Raw genomic sequence first — 13688 nt, forward strand, 5'->3', positions numbered from 1 at the left:
TGCTCAAGGTCGATGGGCAGCGGCACGAGCTGACCGAGGGCCAGATGTTCGTCGTGCGGCCCTGGCAATTGCACCAGTTCGGTGATCCCTTTGTGTCGGCCAGCCAGATCATCTGGGTGCTGTTCGATGTCGGTGTGCGCCGGCCGCATGAGGATTGGCTCTGGCCCGACTGGATGGCCTGGCCGGAACGCGATACCGAGCGGCTTACGCGGCTGCTCTCACGCAATGAGCAGCATGTGCTGACGGCAAGCCGCGACGTGATGCGGAGTTTCCACGATATTGCCGAGATCGTTGCCGGGCATGACGTTGCGGGCGACGAGACGCGCCTGCGCCTGCTGATCTCGATGATGCTGCTGCAATTCATGAAGCAGCTCGAAAGCCAGGCGCCGGTGCTCGACGAAGATCTCGCCAGCTCCAAGCGCACCGTGCAGATTTTTCTCAATCGCCTGCCGCATGCGCTTGACGAAAACTGGACGCTCGAAAACATGGCCGCCGAATGCAGCCTGTCGCGCACCCAGTTTTCCCAGCATTGCCAGGCGCTCACCAATATGACGCCAGTGCGCTATCTGCAGATGGTGCGGCTTGAGGCGGCGAAGAAGTGGTTGAGTGAAAAGGCCGATGCCAGCGTGACCGAGATCGCGCTGGAATGCGGCTTTTCCTCAAGCCAGTATTTTGCGACTTGCTACAAACGGCGGTTTGGCTTTTCTCCGCAGGAGACGCGGAGAGAACCGCACGCTGCTTAGGCGCGCTCTTCCCAGAGGCGCGCCAGTTCCACGATCGTGGCAACAGCCTTGTCCATGTCCTGCCGGCTGATCCATTCGAGCGGCGAATGGAACGCGTGGCCGCCAGCAAAGATATTGGCGGTGGGCAGGCCCATGAAGGAGAGGCGCGAGCCGTCTGTGCCGCCGCGAATGGAGCCGCGCACTGGCTCCATGCCGGCACGGCGGATAGCTTCGACGGCGAACTCGACGATCTCGGGGTTCTTGTCCAGAACCTCCTTCATGTTGCGGTACTGTTCTTTGACCGCGATGCGATAGCTTGAGCCCGGGTAGTTCGCCATCACCGCCTTGGCGATCTCGTCCACCATGGCTTCTTTTTCATGGAGGCCAGCGACGGTGAAATCGCGCACGATCATCGAAATCGTTGCCTTTTCCATCGAGCCGGTCAAGCCGACGGGATGCACAAAACCCTCGCGGCCTTCGGTGCCCTCGGGAGAGACGTCATGGGGCAGGCGGGCGATGATCTCGCCTGCGATCTTGATGGCATTTTCCATGCGGCCCTTGGCAAAGCCGGGATGCATGGCGACGCCGGTGATGGAGATTTCGAGCCCATCGGCGGAGAAGGTCTCGTCCTCGATAGTCCCTGCGGTTTCGCCATCCATCGTATAGGCAAAGCGCGCGCCAAGTTTCTTCAGGTCGACCTTGTCGACGCCGCGGCCGATCTCTTCGTCCGGCGTGAACAGCAGCTTGATCGCGCCATGCGGGATGGATTTGTCCTTGAGGAGGATTTCCGCCGCCGTGACGATTTCGGCGACGCCGGCCTTGTCATCGGCGCCGAGCAGGGTCGTGCCGTCGGTGGTGATGAGATCATTGCCGATCTGGTTATTCAACTCGGGATGCTCGGCCACGCGGATGACGCGGCTCTTGTCTCCGACGAGGGTGATGTCGCCGCCGGCATAATTCTTGATGATCTGCGGCTTTACGCCCGTGCCGCTGAAATCGGGCGCCGTATCGACATGCGAGCAGAAGCAGATGACCGGCACGTCCTTGTCGGTATTGGCGGGCACAGTGGCGTAGACATAGCCATTGCTGTCCATTTCGGCGTCGGCAAAGCCGATCGCCTGCAGTTCGCTGACCAGCAGGCGGCTGAGCGTCTTCTGCTTTTCCGTCGAAGGCTGGGTGGGCGAAGCGGGGTCCGATTGGGTGTCGATCTGCACATAGCGCAGGAAGCGGTCGAGAACGGTATCGGTCATGAAAAGGCTCGTCTCAATAAGATTAGTCAGTTGGCGCTTGGGCCGACGCGGGCCGGATCGAGGCGCGTCGGGCGATTGGGCAGGGCGAGCGCTGTCTGCCGCGGGGCGGTGCGGGCGATGACGCGGCCGTGCTTGATGACTGCGAGGCGGGTCGCCTTGAGGCGGATGGCTTCGATTGAATCCGTCGCCTGCAGCAGTACCATGTCGGCCTTGTTGCCGACTTCGACGCCGTAGCCCTCGAGATGCATGATCTTGGCGGGGCCGGTGGTGACGGCATCAAAGCACTGGCGCATGGCGTCGCGGCTGGTCATCTGCGCGACGTGGAGGCCCATGGAGGCGACCTCGAGCATGTCGGCCTGGCCGAGGGAATACCAGGGGTCCATCATGCAATCCTGGCCGAAGGCGCAGGTGATTCCGTAGGTCAGCATTTCGGGGATGCGGGTCATGCCGCGGCGCTTGGGATAGGTGTCGTGGCGGCCCTGGATGCCGATATTGATATTGGGATTGGCGGTGGCCGAAACATCGGCCTCGGCCATCAGCGGCAGCAGCTTTGAGACATAGTAATTGTCCATGGAATGCATGGAGGTCAGGTGCGAGCCATTGACGCGGCCATTGAGGCCGAGGCGCTGGGTTTCGTAGGTCAGCGTCTCGATATGGCGGCTCAGCGGATCGTCGGTTTCGTCGCAGTGGAGATCGACGAGGAGGCCGCGCTTCTCGGCGATTTCGCAGAGCGCTTTCACGCTCGCCGCGCCGTCAGCCATGGTCCGCTCGAAATGCGGAATGCCGCCGACGACGTCGACGCCCATGTCGAGGGCGCGGTTGAGAAGGTCGATGGCGCCAGGAGAGCGGTAGTAGCCATCCTGCGGGAAGGCGACGAGCTGCAGGTCGATATAGGGCGCGACGCGCTTCTTCACCTCGAGCAGGGCTTCGACGCCGAGAAGGCGGGTGTCGCAAATATCGACATGGGTGCGGATGGCGAGGAGGCCCTGGGCGACGGCGAGGTCGCAATAGTTCAGGGCCCGTTCGATGACGGCTTCATGGGTGAGGAGCGGCTTCAACTCGCCCCAGATCTGGATGCCTTCCAACAAGCGACCGCTTTCGTTGAAACGCGGCTGGCCGAGGGAGAGGGTGGCGTCCATATGAAAATGGCAATCGACGAAGGGCGGGGAAACGAGTTGCCCGTCGGCATCAATCACCTCGCCCGCCTCGCCGCCGAGATTGGCTTCAATGGCAGCGATTTTGCCGTCCTTGATGCCGATATCGAGACCTTTGCGGCCGTCGGGCAGGGTGGCATTGGTGATTTTCAGCTCGAACATTCTTTGGTCTCTCGTTTCGAAAGGTGGTGGGGCAGATGGCGGATTACCACCGTCTTCTTCCCTCCGTCGTCATTGCCGGGCTCGTCCCGGCAATCCATCTCGCCGCGGCATGGACTACCGGGACAAGCCCGATAGTGACGACGATTGATAGGTCGTGCCAGCCCGGAAACTAGTGCCGCTGCCCCTTGGTCCAGGGCTGCAACAGCGCGCGGGGGTAGTCCGCGCGACGCGCTACCAGGATCAGTGCCACGATGGATAGCAGATATGGCAGCATGAGGAAGACCTGGCCGGGCACGACCTGGCCGATCTGTGCCTGGAGGCGGATCTGGAAGGCATCGAAGGCGCCGAAGAGCAGCGCGCCGAGCAAGGCTTTACCCGGCTGCCAGGAGGCGAAAACCACCAGCGCAATGCAGATCCAGCCGCGGCCATTGACCATGCCGAAGAAGAAGGCGTCGAAGGCCGACATGGTGAGGAAGGCGCCGCCCAGCGCCATCAGCGCCGAGCCGACAACGACGGCGCCAACGCGCAGGCCGACGACAGACAGGCCCTGCGCCTCGACCGAGGCCGGATTGTCGCCCACGGCGCGAATGGCGAGGCCAAGCGGGGTGCGATAGAGCACCAGCGCGACGAGCACGACGAACACCAGCGCGAGGAAAGTGAGCGGCGTCTGCTGGAAGAGGGCGGGGCCGATGAAGGGCAGGTCGGAGAGGCCGGGAATATTGAGCGGCTGGAAGGCGGCGATGCGCGGCGGCGAGGTGACGTCCGGCAGGGCGGTGCGATAGGTGAAATAGCTCACGCTGGTCGCAAGGAGCGTTATGCCGATGCCAGAGACGTGCTGGGAGAGGCCGAGAATGACGGTGAGGAACGCGTGGAGGAGGCCGAAGAGCGCGCCCGCCAGTGCCGCGACGAGGACGCCGCCCCAGAGGCCCGCGCCGAGATAGACGGCCAGCCAGCCGGCCATGGCACCGGCGACGAAAATGCCTTCGATGCCGAGATTGAGCACGCCGGCGCGTTCGCAGATAAGGGCGCCGAGGACACCGAAGATCAGCGGCGTGGCGATGCGGATGGCGGCGGCCCAGAAATTGGCGGAGCCCAGAATGTCGAAGAGGACGTCCATGATCAGGCCTCCACTTGCCGGCGTTCGAATTTGACGCGGAACCGCAGGAAGAAGCTGCCGACCAGCACGCAGAGCAGCGACAGCGCCACGACGAGATCGGCGATATAGCTCGAAATCCCGGTGGCACGGCTCATCGAGTCTGCGCCCACGAAGACGGCCGCGACAAAGACGGCGGCGATGACTGTGCCGACCGGCGAGAGGCCGGCGAGCATGGCAACGACAATGCCGGAATAGCCAAAGCCTGGCGATAGGTCGGCGGAGAGATAGCCTTTTACGCCGGCAACTTCGCCGACGCCGGCAAGTCCAGCGAGGCCGCCGGAGATCAGGGCGACCTTCAGCATTGTCGCGTCGACCGGAATGCCGGCGAAGCGGGCGGCGGCCTTGTTCTCGCCGACAGCGCGGATTTCAAAGCCGAGGACGGTCTTGCGGACCATGAGCCAGAGGATCAGCGCGGCGACGAGGCCGGTGATGAGGCCCCAATGCATGCGGAGGCGCGGCAGGAGCTTTGGCAGTTTTGCTTCGACAATAAGCGGCACCGATTGCGGCCAGCCCATCGAGAGCGGGTCTTTCAGCACGCCTTCAACCAGCATCTGAATGAAGAGGATGACCACGAAATTGAGCAGCAGGGTGATGACCACCTCGTCGGCGCCAAAACGCTGCTTGATGATCGTGGGGATGACCATCATCAACCCGCCGGCGAGGAAACCGGCAATCATCACGGTCGGGATCATCAGCGCTGGCGGCAATTGCAGGAGGCCGCTGCCGACGCAGACGGCGGCGAGGGCGCCGATATAGAGCTGGCCCTCGGCGCCGATATTCCAGAGCTTTGCGCGGAAGGCGACAGCGGCGGCGAGACCAGTCAGGATCAGCGGGGTGGCGCGGTTGAGCGTTTCGCTCAGCGCAAACATAGAGCCGAAGGCGCCTTGCAGCATGAGCCAATAGGCTTCCAATGGCGTGCCGCCGGCAGCAACAACGGGAATGGCGACGAGCAGCAGGGCGATGACGCCGGCGGCCAGCGAGACGGTGAGTTTGAGGCCGACGGAGGCGTGATCCCGCGGTTCCAGACGAAGGCTCATGACGCAATTCCTACTGGCGGGCGCGCCTGGCCGGCCATCATCAGGCCAATCGTGCCGCGGTCGAGGCTCTCGCTGGAACCCGCATCACTCAATTCGCCAGCGTGAACCACGACAAAGCGGTCGGCGAGGGCGAAGAGCTCGTCGAGGTCTTCGGAGATCACCAGCACGGCGGCGCCGCGGTCGCGGGCGGCGAGGATGCGGCGGTGGACTTCGGCCTGCGCGCCAACATCGAGGCCGCGGGTCGGCTGATTGGCGAGGATGACACGCGGTTCGCGCTCGAGCACGCGGGCGAGAATGAGCTTTTGCACATTGCCGCCCGAGAGCAGCCTCGCCTCGGCATCGGGGCCGGGGCAGCGGACGTCATAGCCGGAAATTGCAGAGGTCGCGCGTTCGCGCATGGCTTTGCGATCGAGGAGGCCCATTTTGGAGAATGCGGGACTGCGCACTTCTTCGATGGCGATATTGTCGGCGACGCTCATCGTGCCGACAACGCCATCATGCTGGCGGTCTTCCGGCATGCGGGCAACGCCTGACGTCACGAGATCGCGCGGGCTGGCTTTGGTGACGGCTTCACCATAGAGCCGCAGCGTCCCGCTGCTTGGGACGGCGAGGCCAGAAATCAGTGCTGCGATGCCGGACTGCCCATTGCCGGAAACGCCAGCGAGGCCGACGATTTCGCCGGCGCGTAGTTTCAGGTTCACGCCGCTCAGCGCCTGTCGGCCGGCCGCGTGTAGCGAGACATCATCGAATTCCATCAGGGTTTCGCCCGGCAGGGCGGGGATGCGAACCACTTCGGCAACGGCCTTGCCGACCATGAGATCAGCAATGGCGCGGCGATCGGCTTGGGCGGTCACCAGTTCGCCGGCTTTCTTGCCAGCGCGCAGCACAAGAATGCGGTGGGAGACGGCGAGCACTTCGCCGAGCTTATGGGAGATGAAAATGACGCCCAGCCCGTTGGTGGCGAGCCGGCGCAGGACCACGAAAAGCCCCTCAGCTTCCTGCGGGGTCAGCACGGCGGTGGGCTCGTCGAGAATGAGCACCTTTGCGTCGCGATAGAGCGCCTTCAAAATCTCGATGCGCTGCTTTTCGCCCACGGTCAGGTCGGCAACGCGGCGGTCGAGATCGACGTCGAGGCCGCTCTCGGTGATGATTTTTTTGACTTTTGCTCGTGCGGCGCTCTCGCGCCCGAACGAGAGCAGCGGTTCGGTGCCGAGGCGGATATTGGCGAGGCCGGAGAGGTTTTCGGCCAGGGTAAAATGCTGATGCACCATGCCGATGCCAGCTTTCAGCGCGGCGCCGGGCGAGCCGGGGGGCAGGGTGGCCAATGCGCCATCGTCGGAGAGAACGCGGACGTCCCCTTCGTCCTGCACATAGTGCCCGAAGAGGATATTCATCAGCGTCGTTTTGCCTGCGCCATTCTCGCCGAGAAGGGCGAGGATTTCGCCCCGATGCAGGTCGAGGGAAATGGCGTCATTGGCGGTCAGCGCGCCGAAACGCTTGGTGATATTTCTGAGGGAGAGGAGCACTGGGGCGTCGGTCATGGGTGGTGCTCCGGGCAGGTGTCGGCGTCTCGCGGATGGATTGCCCCCCCCACCCTTGGTCCCTCCCCACAAGGGGGAGGGAGACGAAAGAGCCGGGGCCATCAGACTGCGCATCCCTCCCCTTGATGGGGAGGGAATGAGGGTGGGGTGGAGCCGCAGTCACAAGCCGGCGACTCCTTCACAATTACGGTGTCGAAGTCGGTTCGGTGTCGTCGATCTCGACCGTAAAAGTCTTGGCGATGATCTCGGCTTCCTTGGCCTTGGCAGCAGCAACCGCATCGGCGCCGGCCAGGGCTTCGTCATAGACAGCGCTCGAACCGCCATATTCCATGAAGGCGTAGATGCCGTAGTCGGACGCGGTGAAGCTGCCGGCCTTTACGTCGGCGATGGCCTTGTCGATCATCGGCTCACCGTGCCAGAGGGCGCTGGCGAGGATGGTGCCGGGATAATCGGCCGAGGTGTCGATGACATTGCCGATGGCGAGAATGCCGCGTTCCTTGGCGGCGTCGGAGACGCCGAAGCGTTCGGCATAGAGAATGTCGGCGCCGGCATCGACCATGGCGAAGGCGGCTTCCTTGGCCTTCGGCGGATCGTACCAGGAGTTGATGAAGCTCACCGAGAAGGTGACATCGGGGTTGACCGACAGCGCGCCTGCCTTGAAGGCGTTCATCAGCCGGTTCACTTCGGGGATGGCGTAGCCACCCACCATGCCGATCTTGTTGCTCTCGGTCTTGAGGCCGGCAACGATACCCGTGAGGTAGCTCGGCTCATGGATGAAATTGTCGAAGGTGGCAAAGTTCGGCTCCACCGGCGGCAGCGACGAACCCATGAGGAACGAGATCTCAGGATATTCCGAAGCCACGGCGCGGGCCGGCTGCTCGACACCGAAAGCCTCGCCGACGATGAGCTGCACGCCCTGCTCGGCATATTCGCGCATCACGCGCTCATAATCGGTGTTGGAGATGTTTTCGGAATAGACGTAGTCGATCTCGCCGCGATCCTTGGCGGCCACCAGTGCATTGTGCAGGCGGCTCGCCCACTGCTGCTCGACCGGCACGGTCCAGATTGCGGCAACCTTGGTCAGGTCCTGCGCAATGCTCACGCCGCTCATGGCCAAAGCCATACCCGCAGCGAGCACGCCTACGAAGCTGCGTCGTCCAAGCGTAGAAAATTTGCTCATTTTGTCCCTCGTGTCGAAAACTTCATCCGGGCAATCCCTTGCTCATTCTCTGAGCAAGAACCCGGGTCTTGGCAAGCACAGCCATTCCGTTGTGCACCGAACTGTCACATTTCAGAACTGGCTGAGAGTGGTCCGCACATTGCCCAGGAAGCCATTGAGCTGGCCGGGCGAGACATTGTTCATGTCGTAGAGCGCCAGGTATTTCGGCCGCGTCTTGAAGGTGACCCAGCCCCAGCGCATCGCAATGCGCCGCGGCGGATCGCCCATGACCCAGGTGCGCCAGCGATTGCCGCCATAGGTCGTTACGAAAGCGACCTTCTTGATGTTGGTGAGGCAGGGCACGAGCTTTCCGCGATCCCCGCCGCCTTCCATGTTGAAGGAGACTCCCGGCACGAAGATGCGGTCGAAATAGCCCTTGAGGATCGCCGGATAGCCATAGTTCCAGACGGGGTGCACCACGACCAGCGCGTCGGCTGCCTGCAGCCGATCGACATAGGGCTTTATGGCCGGCGTCACATTGCCGGGGACGTCATGATAGTTGAGCCGCTCTTCGCGCGTCAGGACGGGTGAAAAGCCTTCCTCGTAGAGGTTGAGAGGATCGACCTCGTGCCCGGCACTCTGCAATCCTTCGATGGCCGTTCGAAACAGCGTCCGGTTAAAACTCGTCTCGACGGGATGGGCGTGAATGACATGAACGCGCATCAGGCCGCGTGCACCGGGTTGAGACCGTCGAAGAGCCAGGCTTTGCCCGAGGAAAAATCATAATCCGGATTTTCCCAGGCGATCATCTTGCCGGGGTTAAGGATGCCCTTAGGGTCAGCTTCCTTCTTGAAGGCGAGTTGCTTCTGGTCCGTGCGTTTCATCCCGCCTTCTTCGAGGGTGAAACGATGCGGATTGAAGACGTCGCAGCCGTTCTCCTCGTGGATGCGGATGATCTCTTCGAGGCGGTCCTCGGTGGTGTAACGCACCATGGGGAGGCCTGCATAAGTCACGAGGCCGTCCTGCCGCGTCATCTCGATATGCATGGGCAGTTCGTCGCCCAGTATGTCGACGATCTTTTTCACGTGCTCCAGCGTCGGATAACGCGTCTGGAGATAGGTGATGGTCGGATCGATCTTGAGCGCGCGCAAGGTCGTGTGGTTCCAGGCGAGCTCGTAGACAGGTGGCAGGCGCTTCAATTCCTCTTCGCTCGCCTTGTCCGAGCGATAGAGCATCTCGCCCTTGTGGTGCGACACGAACAGCGCCAGCGCTTCCACCGAGACCGGTGCCACCATGATCAGCACGACCGATTGGCCGTCCTTGATATAGGGCTTGTGGCGGTTGAAATAGGCTTGCGGGATCGGCGCGGCGCAGGGGGAAAGCTCCTTGAGGAGGATGCCGTCCTGCCGAGCCAGTTTTTCGGAAAAGGCTGCCGCCTCGATAAAATCATCGAAGCCGACCATGACGTCGATCCATTCATGCGCTTCGGTCAGCGGCATTTCGGCTTCGACGATGATGCCATTGGTGCCGTAGGCATGCGCGACCTTGAGGATGTCTTCGCCGACGAGATCGAGCTCGCGCGGCTCGGCTTCGCAGGTGATGATTTTGAGCCCGAGGATCGAACCCAGCGCGCGCAAGCCGCCCCAGCGGATCGACCCGACGCCGCCAGAACCACCGGCGATGAAGCCGCCGAGCGAGGCCATGCGATAGGTGGACGGGTGAAAGCGCAGCTCGCCGCCCACGGCTTCCTTGGTTTCATGGTCGAGCTTTTCGAGCACCGCGCCGGCCTGGGCCCGCACGCGGTCTTTCTTGATCTCGAGCACCTTGTCCATGTTCATGAGGTTGAGCATGGCGCCGCCCGAAAGCGGCATGGCCTGACCGTAATTGCCCGTGCCGGCGCCACGAGGGGTGATCGCTACGCCGTGCTTGTAGGCGGCGCGGAGGACGGTTTTCACTTCGTCGTTGGAGCGCGGGGAGACGACGACTTCGGCGGTGACGTGATCGAGCTTGGCCTTGAGCACGGGCGAATACCAATAATGGTCACGGCTGCGCTGCTGCACGATGCGCGGATTGTCTTCTTGCGGAATGTCGCCCAGTTCGGCGCGGAAAGCGGCAATGCTCATGATTGGCCCATCAAGTCGTCGAGTTCACGGTAATCGGGGAGGGTGGTGTCGATCGCCTTTCCGGCGCGGATCACGATCCGGTCGGCCTGCGGGCGTGACATCAGTTCAGTCCAGGTGCGGCCCTTGAAAAGGACGAGATCGGCCGGCGCCCCGACGGCCAGCTCACCTGTGTAGCCAAACCCGGCAATCGCAGCCGGGTCGGCAGTGACCACGCGCGACCAGGCAAACGCCTCGGTCTGCGGATGGTCAAAGTGGAGAATGCGCGCGCCCTCGCGAAAGACCTCGAAGCCGTCGAGATCGCCATAGGCATAGAAGGGGTCGCGCGTATTGTCCGAGGCGATGGCGACTTTGACGCCCGCCGCCTTGAGTTCATTGACGAGGGTGACACCCCGCCAGCGCGGCGTGCGGACGCCGTCCTTGTTGTCGCGATCCTGCAGGTACATGTTGCACATGGGCAGGGACACGATGGCGATACCGGCGCGCGCGACCTTGTCGATGACGCGCTTGGCGGTCTCGCTGTCCTGTACGGCAAGCGAGCAGCAATGGCCGGCGACGACCGAGCCGGTAAATCCACTCTCAATCACTGCATCGGCGAGACACTCCAAGGCATTGGCCTTTGGGTCGGGGCTCTCATCGGTGTGGAGGTCGATGTCGAGGCCCAGCTCGCCCGCCATTTCCACCAGCTTGCGCATGATGGTTGGATTCTCGGGATGCACCGCGGTGGAGCCGCCCAGAATGCCGCCGGATGCCTTGGTGCGCGTCGCGACCGCCCGCAGCTTTTCGGCGTCGAGGATCGTGTCCGGGCCCATCAGCCCCGCAGCCTGCAGCTCGATCCGCCCGGCCCAGCGCTCGCGCATGGCTTCAAAAACGTCCCAGGTGATGTCGTGCTGCGGAGGGGCCATGTCGAGATGGGTGCGGATGGCAGCCGTGCCATGCGCATAGGCACAGCGCAGCGAGAAATCCATGCGCCGCTCGACATCGCTCGCCGCCCAATTGGCTTCGCGATCCCCCAGCACCGCCATCAGCGCGCCGAGCCAGGTCCCATCCGCGTTCTCTTTGCGCGGCCAGATATGGCCCTTGTCGAGATGGGTGTGGAGATCGACGAAGGCCGGCAGGACGATATCGCCGCGGAGGTCGATCTGCTGCGGCAAGGTTGCCGAGCCGGGGGCGCCGATTGCCGCGATCTTGCCGTCGGCGATCGTGATGTCGACCTTGGCCATATCGCCCGAAGCCGCGTCGCCAAGCACCGAAACCGGCACGCTGGCATTGGTGATGGCATAGTGGCCATCGGCAGGAATAGTGATCGGCACCTCAATTCTCCCGCTTGAGGGCACTTTCGTGCCAGCGGTGCAGCATCGCCCAGGAAATCAGCGAGGTCAGCGCAAAAATGGCGACGCCGGTGAGCATGAGCAGGACCAGCGCCGCGTAGAGACGCGGATAGTTGAGGCGATAGCCGGATTCGAGGAGGCGGAAGGCGAGGCCCGAGCCCTTGCCGGCAGAGCCCGCCGCAAATTCAGCCACCACGGCGGCAATCAGCGAGAGGCCGCCACCAATGCGCAGGCCGGCCGCGAAATAGGGCAGGGACGACGGGAGCTTGAGGTGGATCAGCGTCTGCCAACGGCTCGCGCCATAAAGCTCGAAGAGGTTGAGCAGGTTGTGGTCGACGCTTTTCAGACCCGCGACCATGTTGGAGAGGATCGGGAAGAAGGCGACGACGAAGGCGCAGGTTAAGAGGGCAGACTGCGTATCGGGCATGTAGATGATCAGCAGCGGCGCGATGGCGATCATCGGGGTCACCTGCAGGATCACCGCGAAGGGAAACAGCGCCAGTTCGATCCAGCGGCTTTGCACCAGGATGATGGCGAGGCCGACGCCGCCCAGCAAAGCAAGGCCGAGCGCCATGACGGTGATGCGCAGCGTCACCAGCAGCGAGGGGGACAGTGTGCCCCAATCGGTCCAGAGCGCATTCACCACATCGAGCGGCGCCGGCATGATGTAGCGCGGCACTTCGTTGATCATGATGTGCGCCTGCCAGGCGGCAATCGCGAGGAGAACCATGAAGATCGGGATGACAATGGAAAGCACGCGCTCGCTCACGCTGGAGCGATTGGTGACCACGGTGACCTGGCTGTCGGTACCGGCTTCCGCTGATGCATTTGGTAGGGATGCGGTGTCGGTCATTTCGCCTGGGCTCCACGCATGATGGCTTCCTGCAGGGCGCGCGAGACCGTGTCGGTCGTGGCGCGATATTCTTCCGAGGTGCGATAGTTCTCGTCGCGTACGCCCGAGGTGATGAGCGGCAGGTCGGCATAGACCTGGCCGGGGCGGGCGCGCATGACGACGATGCGATTGCTGAGGAAGGCGCTTTCGAAGACGGAGTGGGTGACGAAAATCACCGTGATGCCCGTTTCGCGCCACAGGCGCAGCACATCGTCATTGAGCTTTTGCCGCGTGATTTCATCGAGCGCCGCAAAGGGCTCATCCATCAGCAGCAGCTTCGGCTTGGTCACCAGCGCACGCGCAATCGAGACGCGCATCTTCATGCCGCCCGAGAGTTCGCGCGGATAGGACTTGGTGAAATCGGCAAGGCCGACGGAAGCCAACACTTCCATGATCGCCGGGTCGGCGTCGCGCTTGGAAACGCCGCGCAGGCGCAGGGGTAGGTAGACATTGCCCCACACGGTCTGCCAGGGCATCAGCGTCGGTTCCTGGAACACGAAGCCGACATCACCCTCGGGCAGGCCCTTGGAATTGATTTTAGAGGATGGCCAATCGATCTGGCCCGTGCTGGGCGCGCCGAGGCCGGCAATGATGCGCAGGGCCGTGGATTTGCCGCAGCCGGAGGGGCCGAGAAGGCTCAGGAACTCGCCGCGCTGCACGTCGAGCGACATGTCCTTGAGCGCGAGCGTGCCATTGGAAAAGAGCTTGCTGACGTGTCGCATGGAAACGACCAGTCGCGGCGAAGCGGGTTGCGCGGCCAAAGCCGGCGAAGAAGTTGCTAGGTCAGTCAAAATTATGCGCCCAATCTAGGGTCGGAGCGGCGCGGGCGGCGTGCCCGCGCCGGGGGATGGAGAGATTACTTGTAGAGATCGACGCCGCGGCCCGGGCAGACATATTCGGTCGTATAGGCCTGGCTCACATCGATACCGGCTTCGAAAACGCCGACTTCGACCATGGAATTGTAGAAGTCGGTCCAGCCGGCATCGGTCATGCAGCCGATCCCCTTGGTCTCGGCATCGCCGGAAACGACGATCCCGTATTCCTTCATCTTCTCGATGCCATAGGCGATCTGGTCGTCGGTCATTTCCGGATTGTCGGCCTTGATCAGATCATTGGCCGCGGCATTGTCGCCATAGAGATAGTTCGACCAGCCCACGATCGTGG

The 13688-nt window shown here is 62.9% G+C and carries 12 protein-coding genes and 1 pseudogene; 1 reads left to right on the plus strand and 12 read right to left on the minus strand.

Annotated features, from left to right (window positions below; genetic code table 11):
- A partial coding sequence (locus ABW043_RS16105; RefSeq protein ID WP_353922217.1) for a helix-turn-helix transcriptional regulator occupies nucleotides 1–743 on the plus strand: 743 nt, incomplete at its 5' end.
- On the opposite strand, the gene pepT is transcribed toward ABW043_RS16105, so the two are convergent.
- The 12 genes and pseudogenes from pepT to ABW043_RS16165 form a co-directional block, all read right to left on the minus strand.
- Nucleotides 740–1972, minus strand: a complete 1233-nt coding sequence (gene pepT / locus ABW043_RS16110; protein ID WP_353922218.1) for a peptidase T — start codon at nucleotides 1970–1972, stop codon at nucleotides 740–742. The genes ABW043_RS16105 and pepT overlap by 4 nt on opposite strands.
- Nucleotides 1973–1998: 26 nt before the next feature.
- The gene (locus ABW043_RS16115; RefSeq protein ID WP_353922219.1) at nucleotides 1999–3288 is read right to left on the minus strand and encodes an amidohydrolase family protein; all 1290 of its coding nucleotides are present in this window, start codon (nucleotides 3286–3288) and stop codon (nucleotides 1999–2001) included.
- Between the two features lie 169 nt (nucleotides 3289–3457).
- The gene (locus tag ABW043_RS16120; RefSeq protein ID WP_353922220.1) at nucleotides 3458–4405 is read right to left on the minus strand and encodes an ABC transporter permease; all 948 of its coding nucleotides are present in this window, start codon (nucleotides 4403–4405) and stop codon (nucleotides 3458–3460) included.
- Nucleotides 4406–4407: 2 nt separating this feature from the next.
- Complete coding sequence (locus tag ABW043_RS16125) at nucleotides 4408–5481, minus strand: ABC transporter permease (RefSeq protein ID WP_353922221.1); 1074 nt, start codon at nucleotides 5479–5481, stop codon at nucleotides 4408–4410.
- Nucleotides 5478–7022 (minus strand): ABC transporter ATP-binding protein, encoded by a 1545-nt coding sequence (locus ABW043_RS16130; protein WP_353922222.1) that lies wholly within the window; start codon nucleotides 7020–7022, stop codon nucleotides 5478–5480. Before ABW043_RS16130 ends, ABW043_RS16125 begins: the two co-directional genes overlap by 4 nt.
- A 184-nt stretch (nucleotides 7023–7206) precedes the next feature.
- Nucleotides 7207–8202 (minus strand): BMP family protein, encoded by a 996-nt coding sequence (locus ABW043_RS16135; RefSeq protein ID WP_353922223.1) that lies wholly within the window; start codon nucleotides 8200–8202, stop codon nucleotides 7207–7209.
- Between the two features lie 111 nt (nucleotides 8203–8313).
- On the minus strand, nucleotides 8314–8904 hold the full coding sequence (locus ABW043_RS16140; protein ID WP_353922224.1) for an NAD(P)H-dependent oxidoreductase: 591 nt from the start codon (nucleotides 8902–8904) through the stop codon (nucleotides 8314–8316).
- Entirely contained in the window at nucleotides 8904–10307 is a 1404-nt protein-coding gene (locus ABW043_RS16145) for an FAD-binding oxidoreductase (protein WP_502908659.1), read from the minus strand. Before ABW043_RS16145 ends, ABW043_RS16140 begins: the two co-directional genes overlap by 1 nt.
- Nucleotides 10301–11620, minus strand: coding sequence for a cytosine deaminase (locus ABW043_RS16150; RefSeq protein ID WP_353922227.1), 1320 nt, complete (start codon nucleotides 11618–11620; stop codon nucleotides 10301–10303). Before ABW043_RS16150 ends, ABW043_RS16145 begins: the two co-directional genes overlap by 7 nt.
- Complete coding sequence (locus ABW043_RS16155; RefSeq protein WP_353922226.1) at nucleotides 11616–12485, minus strand: ABC transporter permease; 870 nt, start codon at nucleotides 12483–12485, stop codon at nucleotides 11616–11618. Before ABW043_RS16155 ends, ABW043_RS16150 begins: the two co-directional genes overlap by 5 nt.
- Nucleotides 12482–13246, minus strand: coding sequence for an ABC transporter ATP-binding protein (locus ABW043_RS16160; RefSeq protein ID WP_084587548.1), 765 nt, complete (start codon nucleotides 13244–13246; stop codon nucleotides 12482–12484). Before ABW043_RS16160 ends, ABW043_RS16155 begins: the two co-directional genes overlap by 4 nt.
- 134 nt (nucleotides 13247–13380) lie before the next feature.
- A pseudogene (locus tag ABW043_RS16165) lies at nucleotides 13381–13688 on the minus strand (ABC transporter substrate-binding protein); the annotation flags it as partial.

The sequence above is a fragment of the Devosia sp. genome, from assembly GCF_040509215.1.
GTDB lineage: Bacteria > Pseudomonadota > Alphaproteobacteria > Rhizobiales > Devosiaceae > Devosia.